This is a genomic window from Streptomyces sp. NPDC048171 (genome assembly GCF_043202655.1).
Classification (GTDB): domain Bacteria; phylum Actinomycetota; class Actinomycetes; order Streptomycetales; family Streptomycetaceae; genus Streptomyces.
The window spans coordinates 898898-916509 of the sequence record NZ_JBIDAU010000001.1 but is presented as its reverse complement, the minus strand read 5'-3'; the positions used below and the strand labels follow the sequence as shown (position 1 = coordinate 916509).

Sequence of the window (17612 nt, the reverse complement as noted above, 5' to 3'; positions counted from 1 at the left end):
GGGATGGGCGACGGCGGGCGGCGGCACATCGGGGCGGCGGAGCGACGGGGCCGGCTGGCCCTGCGGCAGCGGCTGACCGCGTCGGCGCGCGCGGGGAGCCCGGAGGACGTCGCCGCCGCTCTGGTCGCGCTGCACGGCACGGACCCCGCCACCGTGCACCTGGCCGTGGGCGCACGGCTGACGGACGCGGCGAAGACCGTGGGCGCGACGGAACGGGCGCTGTACGAGGACGGGACGCTGGTCCGGATGCACGGCATGCGGCACACCGTGTTCGTGTTCCCGGCGGAGCTGACCGCGGTCGTGCACGCCTCGACCGGCCGCACCGTCGCCGCCCGGGAACGGGCCGCGCTGCTCAAGGACATGGCCGGGGCCGGGGCGCCGGACGCGGCCTGGCTGACGGAGGTCGAGGAGTCGGCCCTGTCCGCGCTGGCCCGGCGCGGCGAGGCCACGGCGGCCGAGCTGGCCCGGGACGAGCCGCGCCTGAAGGAGCAGTTCGTGTACGCGGCCGGGAAGAGCTACGAGGGCGTGCACACCGTCTCCACCCGCTTGCTGAGGGTGCTGGGCGTGGAGGGCAAGGTCGTCCGGGGCCGGCCGCTGGGGTCGTGGACGTCCAGCCAGTTCCGCTGGGCGCCGGCGCCCGAGCATCCCGAGCTGGATCCGGGCGAGGCGCAGGCGGAGCTGTTGCGCCGGTGGCTGGCGGCGTGCGGGCCCGCGACCGAGGACGACCTCAAGTGGTGGACGGGGTGGCGGGTGACGGAGGTGCGCCGGGCGCTGGCCGCGATCGGCGCGGAGGCGGTGTCGCTGGACGAGGGCACGGGGTACGTCGCCGCCGGTGACGCCGGTCCGGTGACCGGCCCGGCCGAGCCGTGGGCGGCGCTGCTGCCCGGCCTCGACCCGACGGCGATGGGCTGGCGCGAGCGGGACTGGTACCTCGCCCCCGGACTGCGGCCGGCGCTGTTCGACAGAAGCGGGAACGTGGGGCCGACGGTGTGGTGGAACGGCCGCGTGATCGGCGGCTGGGCCCAGCGCGCCGACGGCGGGATCGTCTGGCGGGTGCTCGACGGCACGGGCGTCGGCCGGGAGGCGGAGGTCGCGATCGGAGCTGAGGCGGAGCGGCTGGCGGCGTGGGTGGGCTCGACCCGGATCACACCGCGCTTCAGGACACCGCTGGAGCGGGAGCTGTCGGCGTAGTTCCGGGCACCCCCCAGCCCGTCCGGCGTTTGAGGACGAGGCCGTTCAGGCCGAAGCGGGGGTCCGGGGGCGGCAGCCCCCGGAGACGACAGCGCCGGGCGCCGCACAGACCGACGGCACCCGGCGCCGGATTCACCGCGAGTACCGCATCAACGCCCGCACCATGTGGCACGTGGTGTCCGACGGCGGATGAACCCCGATCGTCAGCGCGGCGCTCCGTATCCTCTCGTTGCGCGCCTGGTTCGGCAGGTAGACGCCGGAGTCGAGCAGGGCGATGGCGAGCCGCATCGCCTTGAGCCGGCGGTTGTGCGTGACGTACCACTCGCGGGGGCGGCCGGCCGGCAGCGGACGCTTCTCCACGGGTGCGTACGGCAGGTCGAGCTGGACGGGCCGCTTGGCGGTGGACTGGGTGGGCAACGGCTTCGACTTCAGTGCGGCAGCGGGCACGGGCATCCTCCTGTCGCGGTCAGGGCGCCGTCCGGACCACCCGGCGACACCCTCGAACACTGCTTCTATTTTACCGCCCCCCACTGACAAAAGCCCCTGGCCACAAGGGCTTTCGGGGTTGCTGTGACGTACGGGGAGAACGGGTTTCGGAAGCCCTCGGGCTACCGTGTCCGGCATGGAGATCTGGATCAATCCGGCCTGCTCGAAGTGCCGCAGCGCGCTCAGCCTGCTCGACGCCGAGGGCGCCGACTACACCGTCCGCCGCTACCTGGAGGACGTACCGACCGAGGACGAGATCCGTCGGGTGCTCGTCCGTCTCGGCCTCGAACCCTGGGACATCACCCGCACCCAGGAGGCCGCGGCCAAGGAGCTGGGGCTGAAGGACTGGCCCCGTGACGAGGCGTCGCGCGACCGCTGGATCACCGCGCTCGCCGGGCACCCCAAGCTGATCCAGCGCCCGATCATCACCGCGACCGACGGAACGGCCGTGGTGGGCCGCACCGACGAGGCGGTGCGTGAGGCGCTGGCGCACGAACAGGGCGGCCTGTGACGCAGGTTACGTGCGCGAATCGACGTGACTGCTGAGTAACAGCGTTCGGTATCTCGTACATAGCGGCGTACGCTCCCCTATCCCTTCAGGAGGCGCGCATGTCGCGCAGGAGAACTCTCGGCACGAAGAAGAAGATCGCGCTGCTGGTCAGTGCCGCGGCGGTGGCGGGCGGCGGGGCCTTCGTGATGGCGAACGCGTCGAACGCCGCGCAGACCGACCAGAACGCGCAGACCAAGTCCGCGCAGGACTCGACCGTCTGCCAGGGTCTGGCCACGGCGGTCGGCAACAACCAGCGGTTCATCGACGGCCAGCGGGCCAATCCCGACGCGCAGTCCGAGGCCCGGATCGCCAACCGCGAGGCCGTCATCGCGGAGATCGGGCGCCAGCAGGAGGCATCGGGATGCACCGCCGGGGAGTCGGCTCAGGACTCCCAGGCGACACAGCCGCCGGCCGGGCAGGACGCGGGCCAGGAGGCGGGCGGGGGAGCCGGGCAGGACGCCGGCCAGCAGGCCGGTGAGGAACAGGCCGGGGAGCAGGCGGGCGGTGGCGCGCAGGCGGGTGAGCAGGTGTGCAACGGCTCCACCGTCACCCTCTCCGGCGAGGGCGGCGCACCGGCCGCGTCCAGCAACCAGTTCCCCGTGGGCACCCAGCTCAAGGTGACCAACCTCGACAACGGCAAGTCCACCACGGTGGAGGTGAACTCGGTCTCGGGCAGCTGCGCGCTGCTGAACAACGCCGCGTTCGAACAGGTCAGGGAGGAGGGCAAGTTCCTGATCCGTCGGGCGCTGATCGAGAAGGTCGGGTGAGGCTCAGTCACCCGGCCCGGTGAGGAACTCGCCGAGGCGGCGGCCCAGCCCGGGCGGCGCGGCCTGCGGCAGCGCGTGATGGGACACGTCCGGCAGGACGGCCACCTCCACGCGCGGCAGCAGCTCCCGCGCCCGGGCCGCCACCCCGGCGGGGTCATGGGTTCTGCTGTTCCCGGCCAGGAGCAGCAGGACCGGCACCTCCAGTCCGCGCAGTGCGTCGGGGGCCGGACGCGGTCCGGTCACCGGACGGCGGGCGGGAAAGCCGACGGCCGCCTCCTGGAGGGCGAGCCAGTCCGGGTCGAGCGGGGTCGCACCGGTCTCCCATTCCAGGAACGCGCGTGTCCGGCGCGGAGCCGGCCGCAGCAGCACCGGCGCCGCGCGCAGCAGGTAGGCCGCCTTGAACCCGGCGAAGCACTGGGTCGGGTCCAGGAGGAACAGGCGGCGTACCCGGTCGGGTGCGTGCAGGGCGTACGACAGGGCGATCCACGCGCCGTAGGAGTGGCCGCCCAGGGCGGCCGCCCGGATGCCGAGGCCGTCGAGGAGCGCGTCCAGCCAGCCGGTCAGGTCGGCGACCGTGCGGGGGTGGCGGTCGCCGGCCGGCGTGCTGCGGCCGGGGGCGCCGATCAGGTCGACGGCGTGGACCCGGTGGGTGCGGGACAGCTCGGCGGCCTGGGCGTACCAGGAGGCGGAGGTCGCCTCGCCGCCGCCCGGCAGGAGGACGAGCGGCGGGCCGTCGGCCGGGCCGGTCACATGGACGTACGTCTCACCGAAGGGCGTGGGTACGGTCACCGACTCGCGCCCGGGCGGCCACTTGGCCATGACCCTGTCGTAGGCGTCGTGGAAACGGCCGGCGTCGTACGAACCGCGTGCGCTCATGAGCGGTGCCCCCTGACTCCTTCGAGGCTCTCCGCCTCTTCCAGAACCTCTGCGTGTTCCGAGACTCTCCGAGGTTTCCGATAGTATCTCGCTGAGCGAGATACATGCCGGGCGAGGCAACAGTCCGGAGAGCCGGGGAGCGGGAGAGGAAGACCGATGCCCGACGAGGGACCGGAGATGGAGATCGTCCATCTGCTGCGTGCGGTCGCGGTCGAACTGGGAGCGCACAGCACGCGGTTCGCGCAGCGCAACGACATGCACCCCACCGACGTCCGCGCCCTGATCGCGCTGATGGACGCCTCGCGGGCGGGCGAGGAGATGACCGCGGGACGCCTCGGCGCCGCGCTCGGACTGAACTCGGCGGGGACGACGGCGCTGGTGGACCGGCTGGAGCAGGCCGGCCACGTGCGGCGGGTGCGTGACGGACGCGACCGGCGCCGGGTCACCGTCGAGGTCGACGAACGGGCCGTCGCCCTCGGCCGGGCCCACTTCGGCCCGCTGATCGGGCGCGCGGTGGAACTGCTGCGCGGGTACGACGAACGCGAGACGGCGGCGATCCGCTCCTTCCTGGCCGGCGTGCGCGAGGCGGCGGCCGAGGACGGGCGCGCACCGTGAGAGACGGGCCACACCCACCCCAGGTAACACGGGGTTCACACATGGGCAACGGTCGGGAAATCGCCTGTTGACACGCTGCTGCGCAGTAGACGCGGCGCCCCAGTGCCGCAGCGCCGCAGCACCCGCAAGTGCGCCCAGACCCACCCCGAAGGATGTGGCCCCGTGACCTTCAAGGCTGAGTACATCTGGATCGACGGCACCGAGCCGACGGCCAAGCTCCGTTCCAAGACGAAGATCATCACGGGTGCTCCCGCCGGTCTCGACGCCCTGCCGATCTGGGGCTTCGACGGCTCCTCCACCAACCAGGCCGAGGGCAGCTCCTCCGACTGCGTGCTCCGGCCGGTCTTCTCCTGCCCCGACCCGATCCGCGGCGGCGACGACGTGCTCGTGCTGTGCGAGGTCCTGGACACGGACATGACGCCGCACCCGTCCAACACGCGCGCCGCGCTGGCCGAGCTGTCCGAGCGGTTCGCGGCCCAGGAGCCGATCTTCGGCATCGAGCAGGAGTACACCTTCTTCAAGGGCGCCCGTCCGCTCGGCTTCCCCGAGGGCGGCTTCCCGGCCGCGCAGGGCGGCTACTACTGCGGTGTCGGCTCGGACGAGATCTTCGGCCGTGACGTCGTCGAAGCGCACCTGGAGAACTGCCTGAAGGCCGGTCTCGGCATCTCCGGCATCAACGCCGAGGTCATGCCCGGCCAGTGGGAGTTCCAGGTCGGCCCGCTGGCGCCGCTGGAGGTCTCCGACCAGCTGTGGGTGGCCCGCTGGCTGCTCTACCGCACCGCCGAGGACTTCGAGGTCTCCGCCACCCTCGACCCCAAGCCGGTCAAGGGCGACTGGAACGGCGCGGGCGCGCACACCAACTTCTCCACCAAGGCGATGCGCGAGGGCTACGACGCGATCATCACCGCCGCCGAGTCGCTGGGCGAGGGCTCCAAGCCGCTCGACCACGTCAAGAACTACGGCGCCGGCATCGACGACCGCCTGACCGGCCTGCACGAGACCGCCCCGTGGAACGAGTACTCCTACGGCGTCTCCGACCGCGGTGCCTCGGTGCGCATCCCGTGGCAGGTCGAGAAGGACGGCAAGGGCTACATCGAGGACCGCCGTCCCAACGCCAACGTCGACCCGTACGTGGTGACCCGCCTGCTCGTCGACACCTGCTGCTCGGCGCTGGAGAAGGCCGGCCAGGTCTGACCGGGCCCCACCCGCTCCCGAGGGGCGTCCACCGCCACGGTGGACGCCCCCGCGCGTTGTCAGTGGCGCGTGCCATGGTGGGGACATGGAGATCGACGGGGGCCTCACCATCAAGGTCGAGAGGGAGAACGGGCGGACGCACACCCGGATCCGGGCGGCGGAGCTGCGCGAGCTGGTGACGCGGATCGGCGCCACCGGCGACCGGTTCCTGGTGGTCCAGCGGATACCCGACATCCCCGACGTGTTCGCCCAGGTGTGGCACGAGGAGGGCGGGGACTACCGGCTGGAGCACCGGGCCGCCGAGGACGCGTTCTTCGGGACGGACATCGCGGACCCCGGCCGCGTGGCGGACCTGCTGACCGGCTGGGCACGCCGGGAGACCGGCTGGGACGCGGGCGTCGGCTGGGAGCCGATCGACCTCGGACCCGGGGAGGACGTGCCGGACCTGCCGGACGAGGTCCGCGAACAGGTCGAACGGCGGGTGCGCGAACGACTGCGCTGCGGCTACGACGACCGGACGGTGCTGGCCGAGATCGCCGAGGACCACCTCGTGGGCGGCGAGCACGGCGAACGGCCGGTGTCGAGGGCCCAGGCGCGGCGGTTGGTCGACCGGCTGTGGCTGGAGCGGCTGGCGGAGCAGGAGTCCTGGGGCGACGCGACCACCGACCCCGACCGCCTCACCCGGGTCTTCGGGGCCCTGGACGCGGCCGGACTCACGGCCCGGGAGAACTTCACCTGCTGCCGCGGCTGCGGCACCACGGAGATAGGCACGGAGCGGCCGGGGGCACGCGGCTTCGTCTTCTTCCACCAGCAAAGCACCGAGGCCGCCGCCGAGGGGCACGGACTCACGCTGCACTACGGCGGTTTCGACGGCTCCGAGGAGACGACCGCGGCCGTCGGGCGCGAGGTCGTGGCCGCGCTCGCCGCGTCCGGACTGTCCACGGAATGGGACGGCGATCCGGGCCGCGCGATCACCGTCACCCCGCTGAACTGGCGCAGACGGCTGGAGGGATGATCCGGCCAGGGAGTACTTCCCGCCAGTCCGCGTCCACGCAGTGAGAGGAGTCTCCTGCCCGGCGCCGCCGTCTGCTTCAATGGGCCCATGGCCAGCTTCCGGAAGTACGCAGCGACGGGTCGCCATGACCTGGAGCCCTTCTGGCCCTCCCGTCAGCACGACGACTTCGACCGGGTGTGTTGCCGCGCGACGATCGCGCCGGCCCGCTAGAAAGCCGTACACCCCAGGCCTTCGGCCGGCGCGCACGACGTACGTCCCGCGACGCGCCCGACCATGAACTCGCGCCCGTCGCCCCTCCCGACGAACTTCTCGCGCGAAAGAGCTGACGTCTCATGGCGACCACCCGTTCCCTGTCCACCCTCCCCGTCGACTCCCCCACCCCCGCCGCCGGCCTGCCCGGCCCCGGCGGTCCCCGGCACCGGCTGCGCGCCGTCGACCGCGACGAGGTGGTGGACGTCGCGGACCTGCTGCCGCCGGGCGCCACCTGGCTGCCCGCACCCCCGCACGCCCTGCCCTCGCTGCCGGGGCGCCCGCCGATGGTCGGCTACCTGGTGCTCGTCCCGGCCGACCAGCAGCCGCCGTTCCCGCGCGAGGCCGGGCCGACGGCCGTGCCGTCCCGGCCGGACGCGGAGGACGGCGACGCGCTCGTCCGGATCGACGCCGCGCGGCGCACCGCGGCGGTGGACGGGCAGGAACTCGACCTGACGTACCTGGAGTTCGAGCTGCTCGCCCACCTCGTGACGCATCCGCACCGGGTGCACACCCGCGACCAGCTGGTCACCACGGTGTGGGGCTACGGACACGTGGGCGACGGCCGGACCGTCGACGTGCACGTGGCCCGGCTGCGGCGCAAGCTCGGCGCGGCGCACCGGCAGACCATCCAGACCGTGCGGCGGGTCGGCTACAAGTACACGCCGCCCACGGGGCGCTGAGCGTCTGCTGTCGGCAGAGCACCGTTCCCTCCGGGCGGCGGGCCGGGCACAGTGATCGCATGAGGCTACTGGTGCTGGGCGGTACGGAGTTCGTGGGGCGGGCCGTGGTGGAGGAGGCGCTCGGGCGCGGCTGGGAGGTGACCGTCTTCCACCGCGGGCTCCACGCGCCGCCGCCCGGAGTGCGGGCGCTGCACGGTGACCGCACCGCGCCCGGCGGGCTCTCCGCCCTGGCCGACGGCTCCTGGGACGCCGTCGTCGACACCTGGTCGGCGGCGCCCCACGCGGTGCGGGACACGGCGCGGCTGCTGCGCGAGCGCGCCGGCCGGTACGTGTACGTGTCGAGCTGCTCGGTGTACGCGTGGGCCCCGCCCGCCGGGTACACCGAGGAGGCGCCGCTGGTCGAGGGCGCCTCGGCGGACGCCGGGCAGCTCGACTACGCCCGGGACAAGCGCGGCGCCGAACTCGCCGTGTCGGCCGCCTTCGGCGCGGACCGCTCGGTACTCGTCAGGGCCGGGCTGATCCTCGGCCCCTACGAGAACATCGGCCGCCTCCCCTGGTGGCTGAACCGTGCCGCGCGCGGCGGCCCGGTCCTCGCGCCCGGCCCGCACGACCTGCCCCTCCAGTACATCGACGTCCGTGACCTCGCCGACTGGGTGCTCGGCGCGGTCGAGCGGGAGCTGAGCGGCCCCTACAACCTGGTCTCCCCACCCGGGCACACCACCATGGGCGCAATGCTCGAAGCCTGCGTGCGGACGACGGGCGGCGCCGCGGAGCTGCGCTGGACCGACCCCGGCACCCTGCTCGCCGCCAGTGTCGAGCCCTGGAGCCAGCTGCCGGTGTGGACGCCGCCGGGCAGCGAACTGCACGACGCCGTGCAGAGCGCGGACGTCTCCCGGGCGCTGGCGTCGGGCCTGCGCTGCCGGCCCGCCGAGGACACCGTCGCCGACACCTGGACCTGGCTGCGCGGCATCGGCGGCACGGCACCCCACCGCCCCGACCGTCCGCCGGTCGGCCTGGACCCGGAGACGGAGGCGAAGATCCTCGCCGCGGCGGACGGGCCCGGCGCAGGTGTACCTGGCACCACCCCATGACCGGGTGCCCGGCCCCGTGACCGGCGCGGCCGCCTCCGGAAGACTGACGGCATGAGCATCGAGACGAAGAGCGGGAACCGTTCGGAACGCACCCGGGGTGTGGCGCTGTCGGCCGTGCGGGGACTCGCGGTGGCCCTGGTCGCCCTGCCCGGGGCGGTGCTGTGCTTCTGCCTGGCGCTGGTGTCGATCGCCCTCGTCCCGATCGGCGTCGGCATCGTGACCACGCCGTGGGTACTGACCGGGGTACGGGCGTTCGCGGACTGGCGGCGGCTGCTGGCCGCCCGGTGGGGCGGGGTGCGGATCCCGCGGGCGTACCGGCCGCTGCCCGCGGACGCCAACCCGTGGGCGCGCACCTTCGGGATGCTCCGCGACCCGGCGACCTGGCGGGACCTGCTGTGGCTGGCCGTCGACATGACGGCGGGCTTCGTCACCGCGCTGCTGGCCTTCGCGCTGGCGCTCTACCCGCTGGAGGGCTTCGCGATCGCCGCCGGGCTGTGGCGGGTGCTGCCCGAGGGGTACTGGTACGGGTTCGTCCGGGTCACCGACCAGACGTCCGCCCTCTACGCCGCCGGTCTCGGGGCGGTGCTGCTCGCCGTCGCCCACCGGCTCACGCCTCTCCTGCTGCGCGCCCACTTCCGGCTCACCGGCGCGGTCCTCGGCTCCGGCCAGGGCGAACTGGCGGAACGGGTGCGGGTGCTGACCGAGACCCGTCGCGACGCCGTCGACACCTCCGCCGCCGAACTGCGCCGCATCGAGCGGGACCTGCACGACGGGGCACAGGCCCGGCTGGTCGCCATGGGCATGGACCTCGGCACCGTCGAGGCGCTGCTGGAGAAGGACCCGGCCAAGGCCCGGGAACTGCTCGCGCGGACCCGTGCGTCCTCCGCCGAGGCCCTGACCGAGCTGCGCGAACTCGTGCGGGGCATCCACCCGCCGGTGCTCGCCGAACGGGGTCTCGGCGACGCCGTGCGGGCCCTGGCGCTGCGGCTGCCCGTCGCGTCCGAGGTGAACGTGGACCTGCCCGGCCGCGCCGAGGCGCCGGTGGAGGCCGCCGCCTACTTCGCGGTCAGCGAGGTCCTCACCAACGCCGTGAAGCACTCCGGCGCCGACCGGCTCTGGATCGACCTGCACCAGGCCGAGGGGCGGCTGCGCGTCACCGTCACCGACAACGGCAAGGGCGGCGCGGTGATCGGAGCGGGGTCGGGGCTGGCCGGGGTGGAGCGCCGGCTCGGTACATTCGACGGCGTCCTGGCCGTCAGCTCGCCCGCGGGCGGCCCCACCATGGTCACCATGGAGATCCCTTGCGCGTAGTCCTGGCCGAAGACCTGTTCCTGCTGCGCGACGGCCTGGTCCGGCTCCTCGAAGCCCACGACTTCGAGATCGCCGCGGCCGTCGAGACCGGCCCCGAGCTGTCCCGGGCCCTGGCCGAACTGGAACCGGACGTGGCGGTGGTCGACGTACGGCTGCCGCCCACGCTCACCGACGAGGGGCTCCAGTGCGCCCTGAAGGCCCGCCGCGACCGGCCCGGGCTGCCGGTCCTGGTGCTCTCCCAGCACGTGGAGCAGCTCTACGCGCGCGAGCTGCTGGCCGACGGCAACGGCGGGGTGGGATACCTGCTCAAGGACCGGGTGTTCGACGCCGAGCAGTTCGTGGACGCCGTGCGGCGGGTGGCGGCCGGCGGTACGGCCATGGACCCGCAGGTCATCCAGCAGCTGCTCAGCCGGCGTGCGGCGGAGGACCGGCCGCTGGAGCGGCTGACGCCCCGGGAACTGGAGGTGCTGGAGCTGATGGCGCAGGGCCGGACCAACGCGGCGATCGCCGGTCGGCTCGTCGTGACGGAGCGGGCGATCGCGAAGCACACGGCGAATATCTTCGCCAAGTTGAGCCTCGAGGTTTCGGACGACGACAACCGCCGTGTGCTGGCGGTTCTCGCCTATCTGGACCGCGGACGCTGACCCTTTCGCCCCTCTCACGCGTCCCACCGACCCCAGCAATCTCCGTGACGGGTGAACACCCCTGCGGCGGCTTCCGTATCCATGGGAGCCGCTTCACTCCTGTCGGGCGCCCTCGATGCCCCGCAAGGAAGTCAGAGGAGTTCCATGGGACGCAACACAAGAAAACGTCGTTCGCCGCTGGCCACCAAGGTCGTAGCCGGGGCGGCGGCCCTGGCGGTCGGCGGGGGTGGGCTGGTCTGGGCCAACTTCTACGCCTCGGCGCACGAGTCGGAGTCGTCGCACAACCGCACCAGGTCCGCCGGAGCGCAGGTCGCCACGATCCAGTGCCCGGACGTCGGCCAGAAGCTGCGGAAGGTGCCGAGGGGAGCTCGGGCGGGCGTCGACAAGGAACTGGCGCAGCTCGACAAGCAGATCACCGAGGCATACGCACGGCTCGCGTCGACGCGCCAGGCGCAGTCCGGTGACGCGAGCTACGTCCAGAACGCCATCCTCGGCCCCCTCAAGTCCAAGCGGACCGCCGCCCTGGACCGGATCGGGACCAACATCCGGCGGGTGGGCGGCAACGCCCCGCAGGGCCTCGACCGCTTCGCCGAGTGCCGGGGCATGGGCGTCGACCAGCCGAACGACGGCAACGGGAACGGCGACGAAGGGAACGGCCAGGACGACCAGAACAACGGCGGCCAGGGCCAGGACGACGGCCAAGGCCAGGACGGCGGTCAGGACGGCGGCCAGAACCAGGGCGACAACGGCAACGGTGCCGCGGGTCCGTTCGCCGAGGACTTCGTGGACATCAACGACGTCCAGCCCGGCTCCAGGGACCTGGAGAACGGCTTCGCCGCCAACGGGGACGGAGGGTCCCAGGGCTCCTTCACCGCGGTCTGCGGCGTGAACGAGAACAACCTGTTCAACAGCGACAACCTGATCGTCGCCCCCGGTGTCGACAACGGCGCGCACCACACGCACGACTACGTCGGCAACCAGGACAACGACGCCTTCTCCAGCGACGAGGACCTCGCGAACGCCGAGACCTCGTGCCAGAACCAGGGCGACAAGTCCACGTACTACTGGCCGGTACTGCGGCTCCAGGACGGTACGCAGGAGTTCGACGCGGGCGACCTGGGCGGTGGCGCCGAGGGCAACGTCGGCAAGATCCTCAAGGCCTCCGAGGCGGAGATCAAGTTCGTGGGCAACCAGCAGAGCGACGTCGTCGCGATGCCGAAGTTCCTGCGCATCATCACCGGTGACGCCAAGGCCTTCACCAACGGGGTCGCCAACGCCAACAGCTCCTTCAGCTGCACCGGCTTCGAGGACAGGCAGGTGACGGACAAGTACGTGCTCTGCCCGGAGGGCAGCCAGGTCGTGCGGACGTCCAACTTCCAGAGCTGCTGGGACGGCCAGAACATCGACAGCGCCAACCACCGCGACCACGTCGCCTTCGTCCAGCAGGACGGCAGCTGCCCGAACGGCTTCCAGGCGATCCCCCAGCTCCAGGTCCGCCTGGTGTACGACGTGCCCGCCCCGACCGTCGAGAACGGTCAGGTGCAGAACCCGTACGCCGTCGACGGTTTCCCGGAGCAGCTGCACAAGCCGATCACCGATCACAACGACTTCATCAACGTGATGGACGAGAACCTGATGAACGAGGTGGTCGACTGCATCAACAGCGGTGAGGACTGCCAGTAGTCCGCACCGGAACGGGGTGAGCAGACGAAGGGGGCCGGTGGCGGAATCCGCCACCGGCCCCCTTCGTCGTGCCCCCGGGGAGGTCAGCCGCCGTGCCCGGTGTGTTCGCCGCCTCCGCCCGAGTGGCCGCCGCCGTGCACCGTTCCCTGCTCCAGGGTCCCGCCGAGCCTGCCGCGCAGGCCGGCCACCACGTCCTCGTGGCCGACGGCGACCCACTTGCGGCCGACGAGGTAGAAACCGCCGTAGTCCTTGGCGGTGTTGATCCACTCCCGCTGGCCGCGGTCGGTGGAGAAGGTCGCGAGGACGTACTTCTCGTCGCCCTGCTCGCAGATGGCCTGACGGATGGTGTCGGCGTCGGTCTGCATGTTCGGGGCGCACTTCGCCTCGGCGGCCAGGTGTTCCAGGCTGCCGGTCGCCGTCTCGGGCACGGCGGCCTCGCCGTCACCGCCGGAGCCGCAGCCCGTCAGCGCCAGTACCGCCGCCAGGGCGGCCGGCGCGAGCATCGGTCGGGTCAGCCTCATGTGTTCCTCCGGTCCGTTCCGGCGACATGCCGCACGGAGCCCCGGCAAGGGGCTCTGGTCATCGGTACGGGCGCGGCGCCCGAAGTATTCACGGATGCGGGTGACCTTCTGGTGGCACCCGTGCGAAAGTGGCGCCGTGGACCAGGACTGGGAAGACCGCGTGAATGCCGCCTGGACGGCGTTCGACGCCTACGCCGAAGACGACGCCGCCGAGTTCCGGGCGGTGATCGACGCCCTCGCCGACGAACTGCCGGCGGACAGTCCGCTCGCCCTGTTCGAGCGGGCCTGCGCCTGGGACTCCACGGGTCACTCCGACCGCGCCGTGCCCCTGTACCGGGAGGCCCTGGAGCGCGGACTGGGCGACGCGAGCGCGTACAAGGGGCGCCGTGCGAAGATCCAGCTCTCCAGTTCCCTGCGCAACACCGGGCAGCCGGAGGAGGGCGTGAAGCTGCTCTCGCCGGAACTGGTCGCGCCCTCGGACGAGTTGGACGACGCCGTACGGGCCACACTGGCGCTGTGCCTGTCGAGCATGGGCCGCGACCGGGAGGGCCTGTCTCTGGTGCTCGGCGCCCTGGCACCCCATCTCCCGCGCTACCAGCGATCGATGGCCAACTACGCCCGGCTGCTGGTGGAACCGGAGGAGTAGCCCTCCCCCGCCCCGGTGGCGGCCCACGGTGACCATCGCCCCGTTCGCTCGTTCTGCTGAACGTGCAGCCACAGGATGTCGCCCCGCGCCCCGCACCGCCCTCAACCCCCTCGGCCGACCCGGTCGTCGACGTCGAGCAGGCCGAGGCGGCGCTCGTCGAGCACTATCCGCGCCTGGCCCGGCTGGCCTATCTGGTGCTGCCGCCGGGTCTCGGCCGCGGCCGCCGCGTCCTGACCGCGCACGCCCTCACCCAGCGCGCGCTGCCCCGCGGCCGGACGACGACCCCGGTGATCCCGGCCCAGTCGACCGGTCAGGAGGTCGATCCCGGCTACGCCCTGGTCCGCCTGCGGGTCGTCCGTACGGCACTGGAGGCGGGGCGTCCGCTGCGGCGGCGCGCCTGGCCCACGCGGGCCCAGCTGCCGCCCCTGCTCCCCCACGTCCGCGGCCTCAAGCTGTTCCCGCGTTCCGGCGGCGCCGACGAACTCGCCCTGGACCAGCGGCTGTCCGCGCTCTCCGGGCCGGCCCGGGCGGCGTACGCGCTGCGGGGCCTCGAGGGGCTCTCCGAGGACGGTGTCCGCCAGGTGCTCGGGGCCGCCGGGGCCGAGGACGTGGAGGGCGCCCTGCGGGAGGCCGGCGCGATGCCGGGCGAATACGCGCTGCTCGGCTCCCCCGAGTTCGACCCCTGCTCCCTGCAGGCCCGGCCGACCGATCTGATGCGCCGGCGCCAGCACACGAAGGCCGCGCTGGTCGCCGGTGCGGCCCTGGTGGTGTGCGGGGCGCTGCTGGGGCTGCCCGGCGACGGCTGGGGTCCGGACGGTGCCGCCGCCCCGGCGTACGCGCAGAACCCGGCGGCCCAGGCGGCCCTCGATCCCGGCAGGCTCACGAAGGTGGCCCCCACCGCGTGGGAGACGTCCGCGCGCACGGACTTCTCGGTGTGGCCCGCCCGCGGTGACCGCACCGGCGACGAGGAGCTGCTCCGCCGCGCCCTGGCCGTCTGGGCGCGGCCCGGCGAGAGCGTGGGGGTGTCCGCGACGCCGGGCACCGAGACCGGCGGGCCGCCCGGGCCGCCGCAGCTGCTCTACGCCGGGGACGTCGACAACGCGCGCGTGGTGATCCTGCACGACGGTCTGCGCCTCGTCCGGTACGCCGAGCCGAAGGACGGCACGGCCGGTGCCGCCCTCGACCTGGCGCGGACCGACGGGGCCGACCGGGCCGGGGCGACCGCGGTGGTCCTGGGCCGGGCCGACGGCAACGTCCGCTATCTGACGGCGCCCTGGGTCACGAAGGCGGCCGGGCGGGACCTCGGCGGGCCGGACGCCGGGGCGCGGGAGCTGGCGCTCACCGACGGTGTCACCGCGCCGCTGGCCAGCCCGGTGCAGCAGCAGTCGGGCGCGTGCGCGTCCTGGAACGTGCTGGAGCTGACCGACGGCGCGGACACCCGCGTGGTGACCGACCTCGGCGAGCTGGTCCCGGCCCGTCTGACCACCGGCCGACCCGGCTCGGTGCGGGACGCCTCGGGCCCTGAGGCGCTGCGCTCCTGGGCGCCGTACGCCTGCTCGCTGGGCGCGGTGCGCGGGCAGGGGGTGCGGTCGGTGAACGCCTGGGAGTTCGCGAAGCAGCCGCTGCCCGACTCGACCGGGTCGGGCGCCTGGGTGTGCACCCGCGCCGAGACCTGGCGCGGCGACGGGGCCCGGGTGCTGGCCCAGTTCCGCACGCCGGGCGGCACGCAGGGGGCGGTGGCGGCCAAGGCGCAGTCCGTGCCCGCCTGCGGCGAACGCGACCCGCACGTGCTGGCCGGGGTGCTGTGGAAGTCGGCCGGCGGGCACTGGTACCTGCTCGCCGCCGGCAGCCGCGACACCGAGTCGATCGAGGCGACGGGCGGCATCAGCGACTCGGCGGACGGCAACCTGCTGACGGCGAAGGCCGAGCAGGGTGCCCGCGCCGAGCTGAAGGGCATGCTGGAGGGCGGCCGGGCCATCGGCGGGCTGCGCTAGCGGCCCCCGGGCCACCGCCCCCACCACGCCTGCTGACATCCGCGTCAACAAGTGGCCGCACGAGGGTTCCCCAGGCCCTTACCCGTCAGTACATTGACGCCATGTCTAACACGCATGTCCCGCTCAAGGCCCGCAAGGTGTCCTTCGCCTGGGAGGCCACCCCGCTGCACTGGGTGCCGGGGGACCCGTTCACGACGCACACCATCAACGTGCTGCACCTGCTGCTGCCCGCCGGGGAACGCTGGTTCGTGCACGTCTACAAGCAGGTGCTGCCGCTCATCCGGGACGAGCGGCTGCGCGAGGACGTCATCGGGTTCATCGGGCAGGAGGCGATGCACTCCCAGGCCCACGACGAGGTGCTGCCGCACCTGCGGGACCAGGGGCTCGACCCGACGCCGTACACCGCGCAGGTCGACTGGCTCTTCGAGAAGCTGCTCGGCGACCGCACCCTGCCGCCGGGCCGGCCGCGCCGCTGGTGGCTGATGGAGCGGGTGGCGCTGATCGCGGCCATCGAGCACTACACGGCGTTCCTCGGCGACTGGGTGCTCAACGCCGAGGCGCTCGACCGGCACGGCGCCGACCCGACCATGCTGGACCTGCTGCGCTGGCACGGCGCCGAGGAGGTCGAGCACCGGTCGGTGGCCTTCGACCTCTTCGAGCACCTGGACGGGGGGTACGCGCGGCGGGCCCGCACCTGGGCGACCGCGTTCGCGGCCCTGGTGTTCCTGTGGCAGCGCGGTGCCCGGTTCTTCATGGCGAACGACCCGACGCTGACCGACGGCCGCGCCACCTTCGGCGACTTCCACCGGCGCGGGCGCAGCGGCCTGCTCCCCGCCACCGGCGCCGTACTGCGCTCCATACCCGGCTATCTGAGCCGGGACTACCACCCGTCCCGGTTCGGCTCCACCGAGCAGGCGGTGGCCTATCTCGCGGCCTCCCCCGCCGCCGTGGCCGCCGAGAAGTCCCAGGAGGCATCCTCATGAGGCCCAAACCGACGGCACTGCTGCTCGCGGCCGGTGCCGCGCTCATAGCCCGGCGCGCGCTGCGGCGCCGCGTCCAGGGCTCTCCGCTGTGGCCGATGCCCGCCCTGGACCCGCCGGTCTCGGGGCGGCCGCGCTCGCGCGCGCTGACGCTGCTGGTCACCTCGCGGGAGCTGGTGGCCGACGGGGTGGTCCGGATCCGCCTGGAGGGTCACGACCTGCCGCGCTGGGAGCCGGGGGCGCACCTGGACCTGGTGCTGCCGTCGGGTCTGGTGCGGCAGTACTCGCTGTGCGGCGACCCCGAGGACACCTCGTCGTACACCGTCGCCACACGGCTGGCCGAGGACGGGCGGGGCGGTTCGCGCGAGGTGCACGAGCAGGTGCAGGAGGGCACGGAGCTGGAGGTGCGCGGGCCGCGCAACCGCTTCCCGCTGGTCGAGGCGCCCGCGTACGTCTTCGTCGCCGGCGGCATCGGCATCACGCCGGTGCTGCCGATGCTGCGGGCGCTGCCGGAGGGCGCCGAGTGGCGGTTGCTGTACGGCGGCCGGACGCGGGCCTCGATGCCGTTCCTGGAGGAGATCGAGAAACTGGACCGGGACGGCGGGAAGGTGACCGTCGTCGCCGAGGACGAGGAGGGGCGGCCCGGGCTCGACGCCTTCCTGGCGGAGCTGTCCGAGGGCACGGCCGTGTACTGCTGCGGCCCGGAGGGGCTGATCGCGGCCGTCGAGGAACGCCTCCCGGCGGGCACCGCCCTGCACCTGGAGCGGTTCGCGCCGCGCACCTCGGCGGGCGGCGACGCGGAGTTCGAGGTCGAACTGCACCGCAGCGGGCGCACGCTGACCGTGCCCGGCGACTCGTCGGTGCTGGCCGCGGTGCGGGCCGAGCTGCCGGGCACCCCGTACTCCTGCGAGCAGGGCTGGTGCGGGACCTGCCAACAGAGGGTGCTGGAGGGCGAGATCGATCACCGGGACGAGCTGCTGACCGACTCCGAGCGGGGCGACTCGATGCTGATCTGCGTCTCCCGCGCCCGCGGCACCCGGCTGGTCCTCGACATGTGAACGCCGATGCCCGGTCCGGCCCGTTCAGGGGCCGGATTCGATCGGTAAGGTGTTCGTA

The 17612-nt window shown here is 73.4% G+C and carries 19 protein-coding genes; 16 read left to right on the top strand and 3 right to left on the bottom strand.

The features are described 5' to 3' along the window. Positions 1-3: 3 nt before the first annotated feature. Entirely contained in the window at positions 4-1191 is a 1188-nt protein-coding gene (locus ACGF3J_RS04085) for a winged helix DNA-binding domain-containing protein (RefSeq protein ID WP_161329645.1), read from the top strand. 132 nt (positions 1192-1323) lie between these two features. Here ACGF3J_RS04085 and ACGF3J_RS04080 read toward each other — a convergent pair whose 3' ends face one another. Then, on the bottom strand, positions 1324-1638 hold the full coding sequence (locus ACGF3J_RS04080; protein WP_125492994.1) for a hypothetical protein: 315 nt from the start codon (positions 1636-1638) through the stop codon (positions 1324-1326). A 175-nt stretch (positions 1639-1813) separates the two neighbouring features. Here ACGF3J_RS04080 and ACGF3J_RS04075 point away from each other — a divergent pair, with 175 nt between their 5' ends. Continuing rightward, positions 1814-2188, top strand: a complete 375-nt coding sequence (locus ACGF3J_RS04075) for an arsenate reductase family protein (RefSeq protein WP_161332577.1) — start codon at positions 1814-1816, stop codon at positions 2186-2188. 98 nt (positions 2189-2286) lie between these two features. Beyond that, positions 2287-2994 (top strand): hypothetical protein, encoded by a 708-nt coding sequence (locus ACGF3J_RS04070; protein ID WP_161332576.1) that lies wholly within the window; start codon positions 2287-2289, stop codon positions 2992-2994. 3 nt (positions 2995-2997) lie between these two features. Here ACGF3J_RS04070 and ACGF3J_RS04065 read toward each other — a convergent pair whose 3' ends face one another. After that, positions 2998-3870, bottom strand: coding sequence for an alpha/beta fold hydrolase (locus tag ACGF3J_RS04065; protein ID WP_161332575.1), 873 nt, complete (start codon positions 3868-3870; stop codon positions 2998-3000). 156 nt (positions 3871-4026) lie between these two features. On the opposite strand from ACGF3J_RS04065, the gene ACGF3J_RS04060 reads away from it, so the two are divergent. The 9 genes from ACGF3J_RS04060 to ACGF3J_RS04020 all read left to right on the top strand — a co-directional run bounded on the left by ACGF3J_RS04060 (position 4027) and on the right by ACGF3J_RS04020 (position 12355). After that, the gene (locus ACGF3J_RS04060) at positions 4027-4485 is read left to right on the top strand and encodes a MarR family transcriptional regulator (RefSeq protein ID WP_161332574.1); all 459 of its coding nucleotides are present in this window, start codon (positions 4027-4029) and stop codon (positions 4483-4485) included. Positions 4486-4647: 162 nt separating this feature from the next. Beyond that, the gene (glnII, locus tag ACGF3J_RS04055) at positions 4648-5679 is read left to right on the top strand and encodes a glutamine synthetase (protein ID WP_161332573.1); all 1032 of its coding nucleotides are present in this window, start codon (positions 4648-4650) and stop codon (positions 5677-5679) included. An 85-nt stretch (positions 5680-5764) separates the two neighbouring features. Then, positions 5765-6694, top strand: coding sequence for a DUF6891 domain-containing protein (locus ACGF3J_RS04050; RefSeq protein ID WP_161332572.1), 930 nt, complete (start codon positions 5765-5767; stop codon positions 6692-6694). 87 nt (positions 6695-6781) lie between these two features. Beyond that, positions 6782-6904 carry a hypothetical protein gene (locus ACGF3J_RS04045; protein ID WP_052839917.1) on the top strand — a complete coding sequence of 41 codons (123 nt, stop codon included), beginning with the start codon at positions 6782-6784 and terminating at the stop codon, positions 6902-6904. A gap of 122 nt (positions 6905-7026) precedes the next feature. Then, positions 7027-7626, top strand: a complete 600-nt coding sequence (locus ACGF3J_RS04040) for a winged helix-turn-helix domain-containing protein (protein ID WP_161332571.1) — start codon at positions 7027-7029, stop codon at positions 7624-7626. Between the two features lie 59 nt (positions 7627-7685). Continuing rightward, positions 7686-8717, top strand: coding sequence for an SDR family oxidoreductase (locus tag ACGF3J_RS04035; protein ID WP_161332570.1), 1032 nt, complete (start codon positions 7686-7688; stop codon positions 8715-8717). A gap of 51 nt (positions 8718-8768) precedes the next feature. Beyond that, complete coding sequence (locus ACGF3J_RS04030; RefSeq protein WP_161332569.1) at positions 8769-10028, top strand: sensor histidine kinase; 1260 nt, start codon at positions 8769-8771, stop codon at positions 10026-10028. Beyond that, positions 10019-10672, top strand: a complete 654-nt coding sequence (locus ACGF3J_RS04025; RefSeq protein ID WP_122620474.1) for a response regulator transcription factor — start codon at positions 10019-10021, stop codon at positions 10670-10672. Before ACGF3J_RS04030 ends, ACGF3J_RS04025 begins: the two co-directional genes overlap by 10 nt. A gap of 144 nt (positions 10673-10816) precedes the next feature. Next, positions 10817-12355 carry a DUF1996 domain-containing protein gene (locus ACGF3J_RS04020; RefSeq protein ID WP_161332568.1) on the top strand — a complete coding sequence of 513 codons (1539 nt, stop codon included), beginning with the start codon at positions 10817-10819 and terminating at the stop codon, positions 12353-12355. An 83-nt stretch (positions 12356-12438) separates the two neighbouring features. On the opposite strand, the gene ACGF3J_RS04015 is transcribed toward ACGF3J_RS04020, so the two are convergent. After that, the gene (locus ACGF3J_RS04015) at positions 12439-12876 is read right to left on the bottom strand and encodes a hypothetical protein (RefSeq protein ID WP_161332567.1); all 438 of its coding nucleotides are present in this window, start codon (positions 12874-12876) and stop codon (positions 12439-12441) included. Between the two features lie 94 nt (positions 12877-12970). On the opposite strand from ACGF3J_RS04015, the gene ACGF3J_RS04010 reads away from it, so the two are divergent. From ACGF3J_RS04010 to ACGF3J_RS03995, 4 genes are all read left to right on the top strand, one after another. Further along, positions 12971-13522 (top strand): tetratricopeptide repeat protein, encoded by a 552-nt coding sequence (locus tag ACGF3J_RS04010; protein WP_161332566.1) that lies wholly within the window; start codon positions 12971-12973, stop codon positions 13520-13522. A gap of 62 nt (positions 13523-13584) precedes the next feature. Next, on the top strand, positions 13585-15516 hold the full coding sequence (locus ACGF3J_RS04005; protein WP_161332565.1) for a hypothetical protein: 1932 nt from the start codon (positions 13585-13587) through the stop codon (positions 15514-15516). Positions 15517-15617: 101 nt separating this feature from the next. Continuing rightward, a complete protein-coding gene (locus ACGF3J_RS04000) occupies positions 15618-16499 on the top strand; it encodes a metal-dependent hydrolase (RefSeq protein ID WP_161332564.1) in 882 nt (293 codons plus the stop codon). After that, complete coding sequence (locus ACGF3J_RS03995; RefSeq protein ID WP_161332563.1) at positions 16496-17554, top strand: PDR/VanB family oxidoreductase; 1059 nt, start codon at positions 16496-16498, stop codon at positions 17552-17554. Before ACGF3J_RS04000 ends, ACGF3J_RS03995 begins: the two co-directional genes overlap by 4 nt. Positions 17555-17612: the final 58 nt, after the last annotated feature.

Excerpts from the sequence above, each read along its gene's own strand:
- ACGF3J_RS04085 (WP_161329645.1), top strand. The coding sequence starts at position 4 with ATGGGCGACGGCGGGCGGCGGCACATCGGGGCGGCGGAGCGACGGGGC.
- ACGF3J_RS04075 (WP_161332577.1), top strand. The coding sequence starts at position 1,814 with ATGGAGATCTGGATCAATCCGGCCTGCTCGAAGTGCCGCAGCGCGCTC.
- ACGF3J_RS04070 (WP_161332576.1), top strand. The coding sequence starts at position 2,287 with ATGTCGCGCAGGAGAACTCTCGGCACGAAGAAGAAGATCGCGCTGCTG.
- ACGF3J_RS04065 (WP_161332575.1), bottom strand. The coding sequence starts at position 3,870 with ATGAGCGCACGCGGTTCGTACGACGCCGGCCGTTTCCACGACGCCTAC.
- ACGF3J_RS04060 (WP_161332574.1), top strand. The coding sequence starts at position 4,027 with ATGCCCGACGAGGGACCGGAGATGGAGATCGTCCATCTGCTGCGTGCG.
- ACGF3J_RS04050 (WP_161332572.1), top strand. The coding sequence starts at position 5,765 with ATGGAGATCGACGGGGGCCTCACCATCAAGGTCGAGAGGGAGAACGGG.
- ACGF3J_RS04045 (WP_052839917.1), top strand. The coding sequence starts at position 6,782 with ATGGCCAGCTTCCGGAAGTACGCAGCGACGGGTCGCCATGACCTGGAG.
- ACGF3J_RS04040 (WP_161332571.1), top strand. The coding sequence starts at position 7,027 with ATGGCGACCACCCGTTCCCTGTCCACCCTCCCCGTCGACTCCCCCACC.
- ACGF3J_RS04035 (WP_161332570.1), top strand. The coding sequence starts at position 7,686 with ATGAGGCTACTGGTGCTGGGCGGTACGGAGTTCGTGGGGCGGGCCGTG.
- ACGF3J_RS04030 (WP_161332569.1), top strand. The coding sequence starts at position 8,769 with ATGAGCATCGAGACGAAGAGCGGGAACCGTTCGGAACGCACCCGGGGT.
- ACGF3J_RS04020 (WP_161332568.1), top strand. The coding sequence starts at position 10,817 with ATGGGACGCAACACAAGAAAACGTCGTTCGCCGCTGGCCACCAAGGTC.
- ACGF3J_RS04015 (WP_161332567.1), bottom strand. The coding sequence starts at position 12,876 with ATGAGGCTGACCCGACCGATGCTCGCGCCGGCCGCCCTGGCGGCGGTA.
- ACGF3J_RS04010 (WP_161332566.1), top strand. The coding sequence starts at position 12,971 with ATGCGGGTGACCTTCTGGTGGCACCCGTGCGAAAGTGGCGCCGTGGAC.
- ACGF3J_RS04000 (WP_161332564.1), top strand. The coding sequence starts at position 15,618 with ATGTCTAACACGCATGTCCCGCTCAAGGCCCGCAAGGTGTCCTTCGCC.
- ACGF3J_RS03995 (WP_161332563.1), top strand. The coding sequence starts at position 16,496 with ATGAGGCCCAAACCGACGGCACTGCTGCTCGCGGCCGGTGCCGCGCTC.